The following is an 18354-nucleotide window of genomic DNA, read 5'->3' as shown; positions in this document are numbered from 1 at the left end:
AAGGTGTTTTTGGTATGGCTTATGGCAGCGCAACCTTCAAATCGCTCTATTCCTAACCCCTGCATTCGTCACTGCTGTTTAGATCAGGATGATATTTGCTTAGGTTGCTATCGTTCGTTGGACGAAATCTTAAGATGGTCGCAGTCAACCAATGAGCAAAAACAGAACATTCTTGAAGTGTGTGCTCAGCGAAAATCGGAGCGAAAGGGTCGCTGGAGTTAACAGTAGCTCAAAACGAAAAAAGCAGCCTACCGGCTGCTTTTTAAATCACTTTGCTTTTGCTTAACGCTGCTTATTGCGTGCGTTCGGCTGACCTGCGCCTTTTTTCGGCTTACGGCGTGATGGGTTGTTGCTACGACCACCACCACTGTTTACGCGTTCTTCGTGACGTTTAACTGCACGACGAATCTTTTGGCTGCGTGAGCGTTCACGCTTACGAGATGAGTTTGCTTTGTTTTCATCAAGCAATGTCTCTTTCTCTGGGCGAAGCTCAACTAGCTCACGTAGATAGTTAACCTCTTTAAGATCCAGTTCCATCCATCCACCGCGAGGCAGTTTCTTGTCTAGGTAAATGTCACCGTAACGTACACGTTTTAAGCGGCTAACCGTAGTATCTTGAGATTCCCACAAACGACGAACCTCACGGTTACGACCTTCGTTAATCGCTACGTAGAAAGTGTGGTTCATGCCATCGCCACCCGCGTAGACAACGTCTTCGAAGCGAGCCATGCCGTCTTCAAGTTCAACGCCACGAACTAGGTTCTTCACCTTCTGTTCAGTCACTTCACCAAATACACGCACTAGGTATTCACGTTCTACTTGGCGGCTTGGGTGCATTAAGCGGTTAGCCAATTCACCATCGGTGGTAAATAGCAGTAAGCCCGAAGTGTTGGCATCAAGACGGCCAACTGAAATCCAACGAGAACCGCGGATTTTTGGCAGACGATCAAAAACAGTACGACGACCTTCTGGATCATGACGAGTACACAGTTCACCTTCAGGCTTGTAGTACGCTAATACACGACAAATCACTTCTTCCTGCGCTTTAGCAGAAACAGTGTGTCCGTCGATACGCACAACTGCATTTTCGTCTTCTAGTCGTTCGCCAAGTTTAGCAACGATACCGTTCACGCTCACACGACCCGCTTTAATCAAAGCTTCTAGTTCGCGTCGAGAGCCATGACCAGCTCGAGCCAATACTTTCTGTAGTTTTTCGTTCATTTATCTACCTATGTGTCGTCTTCTCAGACGTCGAATAAACAAGTGCGACCCAAAATCGCGGTCGCACATTATCGCAAAAAGTGTGGTGAAAATCACGCACTTTTGACTATTCGAATGGAGCAGGATCACCTGAACCAACACGGGCAATGATTGGTTCATCATTACTGAAATCAACCACTGTCGTTGGTTGCTCGCCTAGATAACCACCATTAAGAATACAATCAACCGCATGCTCTAGTTTGTCACGAATGTCCTCAGGGTCAGATTCGGTCATATCGTTACCCGGTAAGATAAGCGATGTTGACATCAGCGGCTCGCCAAGCGCTTCGAGTAAGTCGAGGGCAATTTGGTTGTCTGGCACGCGAATACCAATCGTCTTACGCTTAGCGTTCATTAAGCGACGCGGCACTTCCTTAGTCCCTTTAAAAATAAAGGTGTATGGGCCAGGCGTATTGTTCTTCAGCAGACGAAATGCCGTATTATCTACACGAGCATAAAGAGAGAGCTCAGATAAATCTCGGCACAACAAAGTAAAGTTGTGCTTATCATCTAAACGACGAATCTGACAGATACGCTCCAGTGCCTGTTTATTTTCAAGCTGACAACCCAATGCGTATCCCGAATCCGTAGGGTAAATAACTACCCCACCATTACGAATGATTGCTACAGCTTGATTGATCAAGCGAGCCTGAGGGTTTTCTGGGTGTACGTAAAAAAACTGGCTCATTGTAATTCCTCATTATCGAGTCTCACGACTCTATAGTTAATTGGTATTGATTGGTTCTGACATTGAAGGCTCAATACCCCAATCTTTCCATACAGGTTCAACGCCCGATGGAAGCCATAAATTTCGTCCTAACTCCATCCAAGGTGAAGGATAATGAAAGTCGCTGCCTTGAGAGGCTAATAGATTGTATTGTATAGCATAATCCGCCAAGTTGCGCCTTTCTTGTTGCCCTTGTTGAGGTTGAGCAACTTCCATCGCATCTCCTCCTGCTTCAACAAACGCACTGATTAGCCGTTTTATCCATTTAGCAGTTAGATCATAGCGCCCTGGGTGAGCCAGTACAGCCTGCCCACCAGCGGCATGAATTGCTTCAATCGCTTCTTTCATTGTGCACCAGTTTGGCGGCACATAACCCGGATTATTGCGCGTTAGGTATTTCTTAAACACTTGCTGCATCGTTTTCGCATAGCCGTTATCGACCAGCCATTTAGCGAAGTGGGCCCGCGTGATTGGCGCGTCACCAGCAATTATTTTTACATCTTCGAGCACACCTTCTTGCGTTGCTTTTTCAAGGCGATGAGCAATCATTTCAGCGCGTGCTACTCGATGATTTTTTTGTTTTACGATCAGTTCATTGAGTGCTTGAGACTCTGGGTCGATATTCAAACCTACAATGTGAATATCTTTATTCTGCCAAACGGTAGAAATTTCAATTCCGTTGATGATCTTCAAAGGCAGATTATTGTCTTGGACATATTGATGCGCGGTCGATAATGCGTCGACAGTATCATGATCGGTGATCGCTAATACATCAAGCTGAAAGCCAAGGGCTCTATCTATTAATTCATGTGGAGGCAGTCTTCCATCTGAGGCGGTCGTATGACTGTGTAAATCAATTCTCATAATTTTGTTTTTTTAGTTGACTTTTTACCTCTGCACTAGTTAACTAGTACACAAATACGAAGTACCTGACTTAAGGCTCACTATGTTACAAGACATTAACCAAAACCATAAAGCAAAAGTTGCTGCTGGCACTATGAATAATAGTTCAGCTGATCTTGCTTGGTGGCGCACTTGGACAAGTTCTTGGTGGGCTAACGTGTACTTCTAATTCATAGAATTCAAGTTTCGAAAGCCCGCTACTAAAGCGGGCTTTTTTGTTTTGTAATCTGTCTCACATCTAAGTGCTTAAACAATCGTCAAATTTAACCAAAACCTGATTGGGTGACCGTTTGCTTTATGCGACTATGTACGGCAGGAAGTAGAAATTTTAGAGAAAAGGAGGTCTTGTGAACAAGGCCATTGAAATCAAGAAGCTAGGTAACATCGAGTTAATTCGAAGCACGGCACCTTATGCCCAAGATCCTACGCAGCTCTTTCACACGCTATGTGAAAACAAAACCGACAGCCTGCTACTGGAATCTGCTGAAATCGACTCAAAGCAGGACCTACAAAGCCTTCTTATTGTTGACTCAGCGGTGCGCATCGTTTGTTTCGGACATACGGTGACAATGACCGCGTTAACCGACAATGGTAAAAACCTGCTTTCTCACCTTACGCACAACATCAATCCAAATATTGAGCACACATTTAACGGCAGCGAACTAGTACTGGAATACAGCGCACCGTGCAACACCTTAGATGAAGACTCTCGCCTACGCGAAGCCTCTTCCTTTGATGCTCTGCGTTTGATTCAGCACAGCTTCGATATTGCAGAGCTGCACAAGCACGCAATTTTTATCGGTGGCTTGTTTGCCTATGATTTAGTGGCTAACTTTGAGCCTTTGGGTGATGCAGCTCAATCAAACCAATGTCCTGACTACGTTTTCTATGTTGCGGAAACCTTACTGGTTGTCGACCATCAAAAACAGTCATGTGAGCTTCAAGCTGCCCTGTTCGCCACCGACGCTTGCAAACCTGAATTAACTGCTCGTATCGAAGAGATCAGTGCAGCCTGTGCCAATTTAAAAACGCTACCAAAAGCAGTACCGGTTGCTGATACTCACGCAGAGCCAAGCATTTCCGATACTGACTTCTGTCAGATTGTGCGCGACTTAAAAGAGTTTGTGGTTAAAGGCGATGTTTTCCAAGTCGTGCCATCACGTCGCTTTACCTTGCCTTGCCCTTCTCCACTGGCGGCTTATAAAGAGCTAAAACAGAGCAACCCAAGCCCTTACATGTTCTACATGCAAGATGAGCTTTTCACTCTGTTCGGCGCTTCACCGGAAAGTGCTCTTAAGTACGAAACTCAATCAAACCAAGTCGAGATCTACCCTATTGCAGGTACTCGCCGTCGTGGCAAAAGACCAAATGGCGAGATCGACTTTGATCTAGATAGCCGTATCGAGTTAGAGCTGCGCACTGATAAAAAAGAGAATGCTGAGCACATGATGCTAGTCGATTTAGCACGCAATGATGTGGCTCGTATCTCTCAAGCAGGCACTCGCCACGTTGCTGACTTGCTTAAAGTCGACCGCTACAGCCATGTGATGCATCTAGTCTCACGTGTTGTAGGTCAATTGCGTGATGACTTAGATGCCCTACACGCTTATCAAGCTTGTATGAATATGGGCACGCTAACTGGTGCGCCGAAAATCCGCGCAATGCAATTGATTCGAGATGTCGAGGGAGCCCGTCGCGGCAGCTATGGCGGCGCAGTGGGCTATCTTACTGGAGAAGGAACATTAGATACGTGTATCGTGATTCGCTCTGCTTACGTAGAAAATGGCATCGCGCAAGTTCAAGCCGGCGCTGGGGTTGTTTTTGATTCAGACCCACAAGCTGAAGCCGACGAAACCCGCGGTAAAGCTCAAGCAGTAATCTCTGCTATTCAATCAGCACATAAGGAGTAGCATCGAGATGGCAAATATCGTTTTTATCGACAATTTTGATTCGTTTACCTATAACCTAGTCGATCAATTCCGCTCATTGGGTCACGACGTGACGATCTACCGTAACAACATTGCGGCCGAAGCGATTGAATCGACAGTCGCTAATTTAGATAACCCAGTCGTGCTGTTATCTCCAGGTCCGGGGGCTCCGTCAGAAGCGGGCTCAATGCCAGAGATTATCCAACGTCTTAAAGGCAAAGTACCTATGATTGGTATTTGTTTAGGTCACCAAGCAATCGTCGAAGCCTATGGCGGCACCGTGGCTGGCGCGGGTGAAATCATTCACGGTAAAGTATCGATGATGGAACACCAAAACCACGACACTTATGCTGGGTTACCTTCTCCTCTTGCCATTGCTCGTTACCATTCATTAGTCGCAACCGAAGTACCATCGTCTTTAACCATCACGGCTGAAGTTGATGATTTGGTGATGTCTGTAGTACAAGAGCAAGATAAGGTGTGTGGTTTCCAATTCCACCCAGAATCAATTATGACTACCTACGGTGCAACGCTGCTAGCTAATGCCATTGAGTGGGCTCTAAAGAAGAACGACAAATAAGGAACAAGGTCATGGAACAGATTATCAACAAACTTTACGAGCAAGAGTCACTGAGCGAGCTAGAAAGCCAACAGCTTTTTGACGTTATTATCCGCGGTGAGTTAGACCAAATTCTAATGGCGTCAGCCCTAACTGCGCTAAAAATTAAAGGTGAGACCCCAGACGAGATTGCTGGCGCAGCAAAAGCCTTGTTAGCCAATGCGAACCCATTCCCACGACCAGATTATGACTTTGCTGATATTGTAGGAACAGGCGGAGACGGTCATGACACCATCAATATTTCAACCACATCTGCATTTGTCGCAGCTGCATGTGGTTTAAAGGTCGCAAAACATGGTAACCGAAGCGTTTCAAGTAAGTCTGGTTCTTCAGACCTACTCGATAAATTTGGTATTAACCTAGCGATGAGTGCTGAAGATACGCGTAACGCGGTCGATGAAATCGGTGTCGCATTCTTGTTTGCGCCGCAATATCACAGTGGTGTTCGTCACGCTATGCCTGTGCGTCAAACGATGAAAACACGTACCATCTTCAATATCCTTGGCCCGCTGATTAACCCTGCCCGTCCAAATATCGAGCTAATGGGTGTATACAGCAAAGAGTTGGTTCGCCCTATCGCAGAAACCATGCTTAAGATGGGCATGAAACGCGCAGCGGTTGTCCATGGTAGTGGACTTGATGAAGTCGCGATTCACGGTGAAACTACAGTAGCAGAAATCAAAGATGGAGCTATTCATGAATACACAGTTTCGCCAGCGGACTTTGGCCTAAGCCAACACCCACTCGAAGCAATTAAGGGCGGAACACCTGAAGAGAACAAGGCTCTCACGACTAATATCTTGACGGGTAAAGGCACAGAAGCTCAAGCAGGTGCTGTAGCCGTCAATGTAGCACTACTCATGCGTCTATTTGGTCACGAAGACCTTAAAGCAAACGCAGCGCAAGCTCTGGAAGCGATGAACTCTGGCAAGGCTTATGAGCTAGTGCAGAAATTAGCGGCTCACGCTTAACACCTCGAACAATAAGGTTATGAAAATGACTCAGGTAAAAGAAAAATTATCCGAACACGTTTCTGTTAAAGAAGCCGAGATGGCAGAAGTCTTAGCTAAGATTGTTCGCGACAAGTACCAATGGGTTGCTGAGCGTAAAGAGTCACAGCCACTTGAGACATTCAAGAGTGATCTAACGCCATCAGACCGCAGCTTCTATACAGCGCTAAAACAAGACAACACTATTTTCATCACCGAATGTAAAAAGGCCTCTCCTTCCAAAGGTTTAATTCGCGATGACTTTGACCTTGATTACATAGCATCAGTTTACAACAACCATGCAAACGCCATTTCGGTGTTAACTGACGAGAAGTACTTTCAAGGCAGCTTCGACTTCCTACCTCAGGTAAGAAAGCAAGCGAAACAGCCAATTCTATGTAAAGACTTTATGGTTGATGCCTATCAGGTTTATTTGGCACGTCACTATAGTGCCGATGCGATTCTGCTAATGCTTTCAGTACTCAATGATGAAGAATATCGTGAGTTGGCTGCGGTGGCTCATTCACTCGATATGGGCGTACTGACTGAAGTCAGTAATGAGCAAGAGCTTCACCGCGCTGTAGAGCTAGGCGCGAAAGTTATTGGTATCAACAACCGTAACTTACGTGATCTTTCAACCGACCTAAATCGAACCAAAGAATTGGCACCGACTATTCGTCAACTTGCACCTGATGCAATCGTGATCTCTGAGTCTGGAATCTACACTCACCAACAAGTGAGAGATCTTGCTGAGTTCGCTCACGGCTTCCTCATCGGAAGCTCTTTAATGGCAGAAGAAAACCTTGAACTCGCCGTTCGTAAAGTGACTTTGGGCGAAAACAAAGTATGTGGTTTGACTCACCCAGATGATGCCGCGAAAGCTTACCAATCAGGCGCTATTTTTGGTGGTTTGATTTTTGTCGAGCAATCTAAACGCTTTGTGTCGTTAGAATCCGCACGACTAACAATGAGTGGCGCGCCGCTTAAGTATGTGGGTGTGTTCCAAAACCACCAGCATGAGCAAATCATCGCAACTGTCAACGAACTAGGCCTCTCCGCCGTTCAACTGCATGGCAAGGAAGATCAAGCGTTTGTTGACACATTAAAGACATCTTTACCTTCTGGTGTTGAAATCTGGAAAGCGTATGGCGTAAGCGAGAGTGTCCCTGAACTTATCGAGAATAACGTTGACCGTCACTTGCTCGATACTAAAGTCGGCTCTCAAGTCGGTGGTACAGGCTTAGTATTTGATTGGTCATTAATCGGCGACCCTTCGAAGGTTATGTTGGCCGGCGGCATTACACCGTTTAACGCGCAAAAGGCCGCGGCTCAAGGCTGTTTAGGATTAGACCTCAACTCGGGTGTCGAACACTCCCCGGGTAAGAAAGATAGCGAAAAGCTAGAACAAGCTTTTGCAGCAATCAGAAATTATTAAGAATTTGTATAGCGCGTTATAGACGCGCTCAAAGTGAAAGGAATTTTAACATGGCAAAGCTAGATGCCTACTTCGGCGAATATGGTGGTCAGTACGTACCACAGATTTTGGTCCCTGCCCTTGAGCAGTTGGAACAAGCGTTTATTGATGCTCAAGAAGACCCAGAGTTTCGTAGCGAATTTATGTCACTGCTACAAGAGTATGCAGGTCGCCCAACAGCGCTTACGCTGACTCGCAACCTAACTAAAGGCACAAAGACCAAACTTTACCTTAAACGTGAAGACCTGCTTCACGGTGGCGCGCACAAAACCAATCAAGTATTGGGTCAAGCGCTGCTGGCTAAACGCATGGGTAAGAATGAAATCATCGCTGAAACCGGTGCAGGTCAACACGGTGTGGCAACAGCACTCGCTTGTGCTTTGCTCGGTCTTAAGTGTCGTGTCTACATGGGTGCTAAAGACGTTGAACGTCAAAGCCCGAACGTATTCCGTATGAAACTGATGGGCGCTGAAGTCATTCCTGTTCATTCAGGTTCTGCGACGCTAAAAGATGCATGTAACGAAGCGCTACGTGATTGGTCTGCAACATACGAGGATGCGCACTACCTATTAGGTACAGCAGCAGGCCCTCACCCGTTCCCAACTATCGTTCGTGACTTCCAACGCATGATCGGTGAAGAGACGAAGAACCAGATCCTTGCTCGCGAAGGTCGTCTTCCTGATGCAGTTATTGCCTGTGTTGGCGGCGGTTCTAACGCCATTGGTATGTTTGCAGATTTCATTGAAGAAGAAAGCGTACGTTTAATTGGTGTTGAGCCAGCAGGTAAAGGTATTGATACCGACCAACATGGTGCTCCTCTTAAGCATGGTAAAACAGGGATCTTCTTTGGTATGAAAGCACCATTGATGCAAGATCCAAATGGTCAGGTTGAAGAATCTTACTCAGTTTCTGCTGGACTAGACTTCCCTTCTGTTGGTCCGCAGCACGCACACCTTAATGCCATTGGACGTGCAGAGTATGACAATGTCACCGACGACGAAGCTTTAGACGCTTTCCAAGAGCTTGCGCGTAGCGAAGGTATTATTCCTGCGCTTGAGTCTTCTCACGCATTAGCGCACGCACTGCGGATGGCACGCGAGAATCCAGAGAAAGAACAGTTATTGGTTGTTAACCTATCCGGTCGTGGTGACAAAGACATCTTCACCGTACACGCCATCCTAGAAGAAAAAGGAGTGATCTAATGAGTCGTTATGCGAAGATGTTTGAGCGCCTAAACGAGAAAAACCAAGGCGCATTTGTACCCTTTGTAACGGTTTGCGATCCAAACGCAGAGCAGTCTTACAAGATCATGGAAACACTCGTTGAATCAGGTGCAGATGCGCTTGAATTAGGTATTCCGTTTTCTGATCCTTTAGCAGATGGCCCAACTATTCAAGGTGCTAATATTCGCGCTCTAGATTCTGGCGCGACACCTGATATCTGTTTCGAACAAATCGGTAAGATTCGTGCCAAATACCCAGAGCTGCCAATCGGCTTACTGATGTATGCTAACTTGGTTTACTCTCGCGGTATCGAAAACTTCTACCAGCGCTGCGCTCAAGCCGGGATTGATTCTGTTTTGATCGCAGACGTTCCAACCAACGAAAGTGCTGAGTTCGTCGCGGCGGCAGAAAAGCACGGTATTCACCCAATCTTCATCGCACCGCCAACAGCAAGTGACGAAACACTTCAGCAAGTTTCTCAGCTTGGTGGTGGTTATACTTACCTACTATCGCGTGCAGGTGTAACTGGTGCTGAAACCAAAGCAAATATGCCTGTCGGCGATATGCTAAGTAAACTGAATCAGTTTGATGCACCTCCGGCGCTGCTAGGTTTCGGTATTTCTGAGCCAGAACAAGTTAAGCAGGCGCTCGAAGCAGGCGCTGCGGGAGCAATTTCTGGCTCAGCCGTAGTTAAAATCATTGAAAAGAATACTGAAAACCCAGCAGAGATGTTAAATCAGCTCGCAAACTTTGTTTCTTCAATGAAGGCTGCAACACAGAAGTAACGTGTTAGCCATCTAAACATCTATGAGATCAGCTTCTTATTGAGTGTAAGAATCTGATCTTTTTTTTAACATCTATCCACGTATTCAAGCCCCTTCGACTGCCCTTCTTTAAACAAATGGCTCTTAAAAACAGATAACCTTGATTTATAGCAAACGTTTTCTTTTGTACAAAAACTTAGCACCAATCAATAAATCGTTTATTAATTATTCGAACTATCTATAACGCATATTGCTAAATGTAAAATTAAAGTGTACAAAGCAAGACGATATTATTATCCATTGTTAATAAATAAAATGGTGGGTAATTCTTGGATTTTAAATTTTATTAGCACAGAGGTTATGGAAGTGTTAAAAGAAAAGAGTTTGCTAAACAACATTGGTGTTCAAGTTGTCATAGCTATGATCCTAGGTACTGCCGTTGGTGCCTTTATGGGGAACAGCGCAACTATGTTCGCTCCACTGGGCGCGATCTTCATCAATCTAATCAAGATGCTAGTTATCCCACTGGTTGCCGTTGCTTTAATTTCTGGTGCTGCTGGCCTAGGTAACAGCCAATCCGCCGGTAAAGTTGGCCTAGTAACATTAGGCTACTTTGGTTTGACTTCTGCTCTCGCAGTGGCGCTAGCGCTATTTATGGGCGAAGTATTTAAACCTGGTCTTGGCATTGATGTTTCCGGTGTCGAAGGCATGTTCTCGGCTGAGTACGCTTCTAAAGGTGAACTTCCTACTTTCTGGGCAACCATCACTGGTATGATCCCAACCAACGTTTTCCAATCACTGAACGAAGCAAACATCCTACAGATCCTAGTTTTCTGCATGTTCTTTGGTATTGCTATTTCTAAGCAAGCAAAAGAGCGCCGTGAGCCAATCATGAACGGTGTAAACTGTATCGTTGATGCTATGGTTTGGATGATCAACAAGGTAATGATCATTGCACCAATCGGCGTATTCGGTCTTATGGCAGAAGCGGTTGGCACCTTTGGTTTTGCCGCTCTTATGGTCGTATTCAAGCTATTCGTTGTATACGTCGCTGCTATCCTTATCTTTGGTTTCGTCGCTTACCCACTGATGGTACATATCTTCACTAAGACTTCAGCGAAGAAGTTCCTGACAGCAATGAAGAAGCCACAAGCCGTTGCTCTGTCTACAGCCTCTTCAATGGCAACTCTGCCAGTGACTATGGACACGGTTGAGCACGAGTTAGGCGTTAAGAACTCGACAGCATCATTCGTTCTGCCATTAGGCGCAACGATCAACATGTCAGGTAACGCGATTTACTATGGCCTAGTAGCAATCTTCTTTGCTCAGCTGTTCAACATCGACCTAGGCATGGGCGCGTATATCGCAATCATCGTAACATCAACACTTGGTGCTGTTGGTCAGGCTGGTGTTCCAGGCCCATCTTTCCTAGTCGTTGCCGTACTTCTAGCAGCAGGTATTCCAATTGAAGGTCTACCGCTACTGTTCGCTCTTGACCGTATCTTCGATATGATTCGTACAGCACTGAACATCACAGGTGATGCAGCGTGTGCAGTTATTGTTGATGCGCTAGTTGAAGAAGAAGAGCAAGAAGCTGACCTGCAAAAACAGCAAGCTTAATCGCTGATAATATTGAAATTGAAGCCACTCGATTGAGTGGCTTTTTTAGTTTTTACGACCGCGTAATCCGATTAGATTGCCGAAGGGGTCTTCAAGCTGGAGCATGATCATGTCATCTTCAATGTCGAGTGGGCCTCGATAAAGTTTTGCACCTAGAGCACACAGCTCTTCGATTCGAGTTTGCAAGTTATCGGTAAGCCAATAAAGCACAGTGCCACTTTTCCCATTAGAGACCTTGGCATCCGCTTGTACCAATTCGATAACAAAATCCCCTAAGCGCAACAAAGTAAAATCGTAATCGGGTAAATAGACAGCCTCAGCCATGGGAAACGCTTTCTGATACCAATCAAGGCCAGCTTCTACATCGGGCACATGAACAAGCAACGCAGTAGGTTTCATCCCATCTCTCCTATAAACTTGCCACACATGGTCAGCTATGGCTCTCAAGGTGTTTAAACTGCAATTCAACTAGACGCTGATAGAGTTCACAACTTTCTAGCAGTGATTGGTGGTCACCAACATCGACTAGCCGGCCATGATCCAAAACTGCAATTTTATCGGCATGTTTAATGGTAGAGAGCCTGTGCGCAATGATGATCGTTGTTCTACCACGCATCAACTCTTCAAGCGCTTGCTGTACATGATGTTCGCTTTCACTGTCGAGGGCACTAGTCGCTTCATCAAGCAAGAGGATATTCGGGTCTTTCAAAATCGCTCTAGCAATTGCGATGCGTTGTTTTTGCCCACCCGATAATCGGACTCCGCGCTCGCCAAGGAAACTGTTGTATCCTTCAGGTAAGTTCATAATGAAGTCGTGAGCGTGCGCTTTCTTTGCTGCTTCGATCACTTGTGCATCCGTCGCCTCTGGGTTGCCGTAGCGAATGTTATGGAAGACATCATGACTAAACAGAGCAGGTTGCTGAGGCACCAAGGCCATCTGGTTTCTTAGATCTTGCGGGGCGAACTCCCTTACATCCATATCACCTAACAAAACACTGCCCTGCTGAGGGTCATAGAATCGCTGCAAAAGTTCAAATAAGGTTGTCTTCCCTGCCCCTGAAGGCCCAACCAGCGCAAGGATTTTTCCTTCTTCTGCCACAAGATTAAGGTCTTGCATCGCAGGTTGGTCAGGTCGTGAAGGATAATGAAAGGAAACCTCATTGAATGAGACTTCCGCTTTCAGTTTATCAGTACTTCGGTTTATTGATTCAGGCGCGGTAATGTGGCTTTCCACTTGCAGGATTTCGATTAGGCGCTCAGTGGCACCAGCCGCACGTTGCAATTCGCCGAGCACTTCGGAAATTGTCGCTAGTGAAGAGGCAACCATGATCGCGTAGAAAACAAAGGCCGCTAAATCGCCCGCCGACATAACACCATTGATGACGTCACTACCTCCAACCCATAGCATTCCTGAGATGGCGCTAAACACAATCACAATCACCCCAGAGATGAGGATCGCTCGTTGTAATACGCGTTTACGCCCTATCTCGAACGCTCGCTCTACCTCATTGGAGAAAAAGCGTTTTTCTTGTGCTTCACGGCTGTAACTTTGTACTGTTTTAATATGCTCTATCGCTTCACCGGCATAGCTACCCACATCTGCCATCGAATCTTGGCTTTGGCGAGACAAGGCTCGTACTCGTCGCCCGTAAAACAGAATTGGAACCAGGATAAATGGCACCGAAGCCAACACGATAAGCGTGAGTTTAATGTTGGTGGCAAACAACATAATTACCGCGCCAATACACATCAACGCACTGCGCATCGCCATAGAGAACGAAGAGCCAATAATGCTCTGAAGTAACGTGGTATCTGTCGTGATCCTCGACATAATGTCGCCACTACCATTGGTCTCGAAATAGCTCGGATGAAGAGTGATGATATGGTTGAATACCGCGAGCCGAATATCAGCACTTACTCGCTCCCCTACCGAAGAAACGAGATAGAAACGGAAAAACGTACCTATAGAGATCAGCAAGGTGACGACGAGGATAAACCCAATCGCACTACCTAGCTCTTGAACCGATTGCTGAGCAAAACCTTGGTCAATCAAGATTCTCACCCCTTGACCGACCGACAGTGTTAACGAGGCGGTGACAATTAACGCAATCACAGCAGCGGCAACCTTCAACTTATAAGGTTTGATAAAGTTGACCAGTTCTAACAATATCCCCAAATTTTTCTTTGGTAACTCTTGAGCCGGGTTAGGCTGATCAAGATTTGGAGCACTCGTTGATTGCATAGTTGTACCTTATTTCCTAATTGGCGACTTGTAACAAAGGCGCCTGCCTATCATAAGGTATTGGGGTTAAATGAATAAATAGCAACCCGAGAGGTTACCAGATACAAAAAAGCCTGACCGAAGTCAGGCTTAGAAATTGAAATGTCTCTTCTCGCGCTTAGAAGAAGTGGAAAGTCGCGTTTAGAGAAAAGTTCTTAACGTCTTTCTCTTTCATATTGAAAACACTGTAGCTTGCGCCCATTGAGATAGGACCCATCACGAAGTATTCAGCACCAACGCCATACATCATATCGATTTCGTCTTCTTTAAAACTCGTACCTGTTAGCTCGTAAGAGTGCAGGCCTGCTTTCGCATAAACATGAAGAGGACCGAAATCGATACTTGGCTTTGCCGCAAAGTAGACACCTGAACCTTCAAGCTTACCTGTAAAGTTTCCGTAAGTGATATTGTCGAATTCACCAAAGTTCTGGTAGCCCGCTTCAAGACCAATTAGCGGCAAAATACCTGTACCCACGTGAACGTTGTAAGAAGTCGATGAATCATTCGCTAGATCAGCTTGACCTACACTTGCACCACCGTAGATCCAAGAGTCCGCAGAAGCTGTAGCTGATGCGCCAATCAGAGCTAGCGCTAGTAGTGTCTTTTTCATAGTAAACCTTCTCTAGTTTCAAGGTGCAGGAACCAGTGTGGCAAGTCCCTGCCGTATTCGTCAAAATTATGAACTGTATAATTAGTTATGCAATATACATACCTAGCAAGCATCAATCGCCATTTTCACACGCTTGTCCGACACTGGGTATGGTGTGCCAAGTTGTTGAGCAAAATAGCTCACTCTTAGCTCTTCTATCATCCAACGTACTTCTTTGACGTTGTCGGGCACGACCATACCTTTCGGAATTTTGTTCAGTAACTCTTTGTAATCATTAGTCACTGACTCTATTTTCAGCATGTGTAAGCGATCTTTATTCGGGTCGATAGGTAACTTTTCCATACGACGCTCGATCGCCTTCATGTAACGCAAAATATCAGGCAGTCGCTTCCATCCACATTCAGTCGCAAAACCTTTGAAGATCAAGCTTTCAATTTGCGCTTTAATATCAGACAGAGCAAACGCCATCGTAAAGTCGATCTTACCTTTTAACTTCTTGTTAATGTTAAATGCCGTTGTCAGAATTGTCTCAACTTGCTGGGCAATTTCTACCACAGTATCACCTAATTCAGCGCGAACATGCTCTTTGAGCTGTTCAAACTGTTCAGGCTGCCAAACCAATCCACCCTTCTCTTCAATCAGCTTGTCAACACCACAAGCGATACAGTCATCGATAAGGTCTAGCACTTTGCCGTACGGGTTAAAGTACAAACCGAGTTTCGATTTGTTCGGCAAGTTCGAATGCAGATACTTAATTGGCGAAGGTACGTTAAGCAAGATCAGCCTGCGTTGCCCTGCTTGCATTGCTGAAACCTGTTCGTGCTCGGTTTCATACAGCTTAATCTCAACGCTATCTTTGGTATCAACAATGGCTGGGTAAGCTTTCACATCGTAACCACCGCGTTTTTGCTGATACACTTTTGGCAACTCGCCAAAGCTCCACGTATGTAGCCCTTGCTGCTCAATATCATCGTCTGCCACTTTCGATAAGGTTTCTTGCACCTTGTCTTTTAAGCTCTCTTTTAGCTCATGCAGATCGCGATTTTCTTTTAGTTTGCGGTTGCGATGATCAACGGCACGGAAAGTCACTTTCAAGTGGTCTGGCACTTGCTCTAAGTTCCAGTCTTCACGCAGTACTTCAACACCCGTCATTCTGCGTAGCTCTTTTTCTAGCGAATCAAGCAGCGGCGCTTCCATTGGTGTCGCACGCGCTAAAAACGCATCCGCGTAATTCGGTGCCGGAACAAAATTCTTACGAATGGTTTTTGGCAAGGACTTGATTAGGCTCACCACTAACTCATGGCGTAAACCTGTGATCTGCCAGTCAAATCCTGCTTGTTCAACCTGATTCAAAATCGGTAACGGGAGATGTACTGTCACACCATCGTTATCTTCTCCCGGCTCAAATTGATAGCTCAGCTTGAGCTTAAGTCCGCTCTGATGCCAGAAGTTTGGGTAATCGAGGTCGGTGATATGACTCGCATCGCCCTTAAACAGCATCTCTTTTTCAAAATTAAGCAGTTCCGCATTATCGCGAGATGCCTTTTTCCACCATGTATCAAAGTGCTTGCCAGACACAACTTCTGTACCGACACGCTGATCGTAGAAGTCAAACAGCTCGTCGTCATCAACAAGAATGTCACGACGGCGAGATTTGTGCTCAAGCTCTTCAACTTCTTGCAATAACTTGCGATTTTGCTTGAAGAACGCGTGCTTGGTCTCCCATTCGCCTTCAACCAGCGCACTACGGATAAAGATTTCACGGCTTACGGTCTGATCTATGCTGCCGTAGTTCACCAGACGCTTAGGCACAATTGGTACTCCGTAAAGCATCACTTTCTCGTGTGCCATAACTGCAGAGCGCTTCTTCGACCAATGTGGTTCACTGTAGCTGCGCTTAATCAGGTGTTTGGCTAAAGGTTCAATCCACTCCGGTTGAATCTTAGCAATGACTCTACCCCACAGCTTTGAGGTTTCCACCAGCTCTGCGGACATAATCCACTTCGGCTGCTTCTTGAAAAGGCCTGAAGCAGGGAAGATATGAAAACGAGCATTACGAGCGCCTTGATATTCATTCTTCTCTGCGTCTTTCATACCAATGTGAGATAGCAGGCCAACGAGAATTGCACTATGCACACCTTGATAACTAGCTGGTTCATCATTAAGTTTGAAGTCCATTTCACGCATCGCTTGATGGACTTGGAAATAAACATCTTGCCACTCACGCACACGTAAGTAGTTCAAGTAATCTTGCTTACACTGCTTACGGAACTGGTTACCAGACAGTTTTTTCTGCTGTTTCTGAACGTAATCCCACAAGTTTACAAACGTTAGGAAATCAGACTCTTCATGGAAGAAACGGCGATGTTTATCATCTGACGATTGCTGTTTTTCGCTTGGGCGCTCGCGCGGATCTTGAATAGACAAGGCAGAAGCGATGATCATCAGCTCTTTCAGTGCACCGTATTTTGGCGCTTCAAGCACCATACGAGCTAAGCGCGGGTCAATGGGCAGCTTGGCTAATTGACGACCGACTGAAGTTAGGCGTTTTTTCGGATCTTTGGCTTTTTCGTTGATCGCACCAAGCTCTTCTAGCAGCCTTACACCGTCTTGAATATTGCGTTTATCTGGCGCTTCTACAAATGGGAAGGCTTCAATATCGCCTAAACCGAGTGCTGTCATCTGCAGGATTACCGACGCTAGGTTGGTACGCAGAATCTCTGGATCGGTAAACTCAGGGCGAGAGTTGTAATCATCTTCCGAGTAAAGGCGAATACAGATACCTTCTTCAACACGGCCACAACGACCTTTACGTTGGTTTGCGCTCGCTTGAGAAACCGGCTCTATCGGCAAGCGCTGTACTTTAGTTCGATAACTATAACGGCTAATACGCGCTGTACCTGGATCAATGACATACTTGATACCCGGTACCGTTAACGAGGTTTCCGCGACGTTGGTTGCCAATACGATTCGGCGACCCGCATGGGGTTGGAATATCTTGTTTTGCTCACCCGCAGACAATCGCGCGTAAAGCGGCACAATTTCCGTGCTCTTTAGATTCCGTTTAGCTAGCGCATCTGCAGTATCACGAATCTCACGCTCACCGTTCATAAAGATCAGGATATCACCCAGACCTTCATCGCATAGCTCATCAACCGCTTCGAAAATACCGTCTAATTGGTCGCGATCAACATCATCCTCACCGCGCAGTGGGCGATAACGTGTTTCCACTGGGTAAGTACGTCCCGATACTTCAATAATCGGTGCATTACTAAAGTGCTTCGAGAAACGCTCTGGGTCGATGGTTGCTGACGTGATGATCACTTTTAGATCGGGGCGACGCGGTAAAAGTTCTTTCAAATAGCCCAAGATAAAATCGATATTTAAGCTACGTTCGTGCGCTTCATCAATAATGATGGTGTCATACTGATTGAGATAGCGATCGTGTTGGATCTCTGCCAGCAAAATACCGTCAGTCATCAGTTTAATTTGAGTGTTCTCTGAGATTTGGTCGTTAAAGCGGACCTTGTAGCCGACATACTCGCCAAGCTTAGTTTCCATCTCTTCAGCAATTCGATTCGCCACCGAACGCGCCGCTAAACGACGAGGCTGTGTATGACCAATCAAGCCAAACTTGCCACGACCGAGCTCCGCACAGATCTTAGGTAACTGAGTCGTTTTACCTGACCCCGTTTCACCCGCAACGATAACCACTTGGTTTTGCTCGATCGCTTGCGCAATGTCATCCTTCTTCTGGCTAACAGGCAGAATTTCAGGGTATTCAATCTTAGGGATGTAATTGGTGCGCTGCTCTGCTTCCATCATAGATTTGGCAATATCAAGCGCGATCTCGTCAAACACCGCATTACGTGAGGCTTCTTTTTTAATTTTATTTGCCCCGGAGATACGTTTGCTTAGACGAAATCTATCTTTCAGCATGCACTGGTTCAGCGCTT

At 46.0% G+C, this 18354-nt stretch carries 16 protein-coding genes and 1 other annotated feature; of the genes, 9 read left to right on the top strand and 7 right to left on the bottom strand.

All coding sequences use genetic code 11. From position 1 onward, the window contains the following. Positions 1-21: 21 nt before the first annotated feature. Entirely contained in the window at positions 22-222 is a 201-nt protein-coding gene (locus AC6R16_RS08895; protein WP_500641946.1) for a DUF1289 domain-containing protein, read from the top strand. A gap of 60 nt (positions 223-282) precedes the next feature. Here AC6R16_RS08895 and rluB read toward each other — a convergent pair whose 3' ends face one another. From rluB to rnm, 3 genes are all read right to left on the bottom strand, one after another. Continuing rightward, entirely contained in the window at positions 283-1221 is a 939-nt protein-coding gene (gene rluB / locus AC6R16_RS08890; protein ID WP_004749286.1) for a 23S rRNA pseudouridine(2605) synthase RluB, read from the bottom strand. 106 nt (positions 1222-1327) lie between these two features. Beyond that, on the bottom strand, positions 1328-1948 hold the full coding sequence (locus tag AC6R16_RS08885; RefSeq protein ID WP_004743552.1) for an L-threonylcarbamoyladenylate synthase: 621 nt from the start codon (positions 1946-1948) through the stop codon (positions 1328-1330). A 36-nt stretch (positions 1949-1984) separates the two neighbouring features. Next, positions 1985-2851: an RNase RNM gene (gene rnm, locus AC6R16_RS08880; RefSeq protein ID WP_500674170.1), complete on the bottom strand. Its 867-nt coding sequence runs from the start codon at positions 2849-2851 to the stop codon at positions 1985-1987. Positions 2852-2933: 82 nt separating this feature from the next. On the opposite strand from rnm, the gene trpL2 reads away from it, so the two are divergent. The 8 genes from trpL2 (at position 2934) to AC6R16_RS08840 (ending at position 11507) form a co-directional block, all read left to right on the top strand. Further along, positions 2934-3059, top strand: coding sequence for a tryptophan operon leader peptide (gene trpL2, locus AC6R16_RS08875; RefSeq protein ID WP_004743554.1), 126 nt, complete (start codon positions 2934-2936; stop codon positions 3057-3059). Continuing rightward, positions 3006-3109: a sequence feature (Trp leader region), on the top strand. It overlaps the preceding gene by 54 nt. A gap of 128 nt (positions 3110-3237) precedes the next feature. Further along, positions 3238-4800, top strand: coding sequence for an anthranilate synthase component 1 (locus AC6R16_RS08870; protein ID WP_500674169.1), 1563 nt, complete (start codon positions 3238-3240; stop codon positions 4798-4800). Between the two features lie 7 nt (positions 4801-4807). Then, positions 4808-5398 carry an aminodeoxychorismate/anthranilate synthase component II gene (locus AC6R16_RS08865; protein ID WP_272248832.1) on the top strand — a complete coding sequence of 197 codons (591 nt, stop codon included), beginning with the start codon at positions 4808-4810 and terminating at the stop codon, positions 5396-5398. Between the two features lie 11 nt (positions 5399-5409). Beyond that, positions 5410-6408 carry an anthranilate phosphoribosyltransferase gene (gene trpD / locus AC6R16_RS08860; protein WP_500674168.1) on the top strand — a complete coding sequence of 333 codons (999 nt, stop codon included), beginning with the start codon at positions 5410-5412 and terminating at the stop codon, positions 6406-6408. Between the two features lie 25 nt (positions 6409-6433). Beyond that, entirely contained in the window at positions 6434-7861 is a 1428-nt protein-coding gene (gene trpCF / locus AC6R16_RS08855) for a bifunctional indole-3-glycerol-phosphate synthase TrpC/phosphoribosylanthranilate isomerase TrpF (protein WP_500674167.1), read from the top strand. Positions 7862-7911: 50 nt separating this feature from the next. After that, positions 7912-9102: a tryptophan synthase subunit beta gene (trpB, locus tag AC6R16_RS08850; protein ID WP_004743950.1), complete on the top strand. Its 1191-nt coding sequence runs from the start codon at positions 7912-7914 to the stop codon at positions 9100-9102. Beyond that, positions 9102-9908: a tryptophan synthase subunit alpha gene (trpA, locus tag AC6R16_RS08845; RefSeq protein ID WP_500674166.1), complete on the top strand. Its 807-nt coding sequence runs from the start codon at positions 9102-9104 to the stop codon at positions 9906-9908. Before trpB ends, trpA begins: the two co-directional genes overlap by 1 nt. Before the next feature lie 339 nt (positions 9909-10247). Beyond that, a complete protein-coding gene (locus AC6R16_RS08840; RefSeq protein ID WP_500674165.1) occupies positions 10248-11507 on the top strand; it encodes a dicarboxylate/amino acid:cation symporter in 1260 nt (419 codons plus the stop codon). 45 nt (positions 11508-11552) lie between these two features. On the opposite strand, the gene AC6R16_RS08835 is transcribed toward AC6R16_RS08840, so the two are convergent. The 4 genes from AC6R16_RS08835 to hrpA all read right to left on the bottom strand — a co-directional run bounded on the left by AC6R16_RS08835 (position 11553) and on the right by hrpA (position 18337). Continuing rightward, positions 11553-11906: a VOC family protein gene (locus AC6R16_RS08835; protein ID WP_500674164.1), complete on the bottom strand. Its 354-nt coding sequence runs from the start codon at positions 11904-11906 to the stop codon at positions 11553-11555. A gap of 31 nt (positions 11907-11937) precedes the next feature. Next, positions 11938-13749 (bottom strand): ABC transporter ATP-binding protein/permease, encoded by a 1812-nt coding sequence (locus AC6R16_RS08830; protein ID WP_500674163.1) that lies wholly within the window; start codon positions 13747-13749, stop codon positions 11938-11940. A 157-nt stretch (positions 13750-13906) separates the two neighbouring features. Further along, positions 13907-14398 carry a porin family protein gene (locus AC6R16_RS08825; RefSeq protein WP_239825587.1) on the bottom strand — a complete coding sequence of 164 codons (492 nt, stop codon included), beginning with the start codon at positions 14396-14398 and terminating at the stop codon, positions 13907-13909. Positions 14399-14500: 102 nt separating this feature from the next. Next, the gene (hrpA, locus tag AC6R16_RS08820) at positions 14501-18337 is read right to left on the bottom strand and encodes an ATP-dependent RNA helicase HrpA (RefSeq protein ID WP_500674220.1); all 3837 of its coding nucleotides are present in this window, start codon (positions 18335-18337) and stop codon (positions 14501-14503) included. Positions 18338-18354 lie beyond the last annotated feature (17 nt).

It is taken from the genome of Vibrio sp. R10-SG3-ISO10, assembly GCF_059834185.1.
The sequence above is the reverse complement of the archived record's forward strand: the minus strand, read 5'-3'. Positions and strand labels throughout refer to the sequence as shown.

Coding starts and splice junctions, on each gene's coding strand:
- AC6R16_RS08835 (WP_500674164.1), bottom strand. CDS start 11,906: ATGAAACCTACTGCGTTGCTTGTTCATGTGCCCGATGTAGAAGCTGGC.
- trpA (WP_500674166.1), top strand. CDS start 9,102: ATGAGTCGTTATGCGAAGATGTTTGAGCGCCTAAACGAGAAAAACCAA.
- AC6R16_RS08895 (WP_500641946.1), top strand. CDS start 22: ATGGCAGCGCAACCTTCAAATCGCTCTATTCCTAACCCCTGCATTCGT.
- trpCF (WP_500674167.1), top strand. CDS start 6,434: ATGACTCAGGTAAAAGAAAAATTATCCGAACACGTTTCTGTTAAAGAA.
- AC6R16_RS08830 (WP_500674163.1), bottom strand. CDS start 13,749: ATGCAATCAACGAGTGCTCCAAATCTTGATCAGCCTAACCCGGCTCAA.
- trpL2 (WP_004743554.1), top strand. CDS start 2,934: ATGTTACAAGACATTAACCAAAACCATAAAGCAAAAGTTGCTGCTGGC.
- AC6R16_RS08865 (WP_272248832.1), top strand. CDS start 4,808: ATGGCAAATATCGTTTTTATCGACAATTTTGATTCGTTTACCTATAAC.
- AC6R16_RS08825 (WP_239825587.1), bottom strand. CDS start 14,398: ATGAAAAAGACACTACTAGCGCTAGCTCTGATTGGCGCATCAGCTACA.
- AC6R16_RS08885 (WP_004743552.1), bottom strand. CDS start 1,948: ATGAGCCAGTTTTTTTACGTACACCCAGAAAACCCTCAGGCTCGCTTG.
- rnm (WP_500674170.1), bottom strand. CDS start 2,851: ATGAGAATTGATTTACACAGTCATACGACCGCCTCAGATGGAAGACTG.
- hrpA (WP_500674220.1), bottom strand. CDS start 18,337: ATGCTGAAAGATAGATTTCGTCTAAGCAAACGTATCTCCGGGGCAAAT.
- trpB (WP_004743950.1), top strand. CDS start 7,912: ATGGCAAAGCTAGATGCCTACTTCGGCGAATATGGTGGTCAGTACGTA.
- AC6R16_RS08840 (WP_500674165.1), top strand. CDS start 10,248: ATGGAAGTGTTAAAAGAAAAGAGTTTGCTAAACAACATTGGTGTTCAA.
- rluB (WP_004749286.1), bottom strand. CDS start 1,221: ATGAACGAAAAACTACAGAAAGTATTGGCTCGAGCTGGTCATGGCTCT.
- trpD (WP_500674168.1), top strand. CDS start 5,410: ATGGAACAGATTATCAACAAACTTTACGAGCAAGAGTCACTGAGCGAG.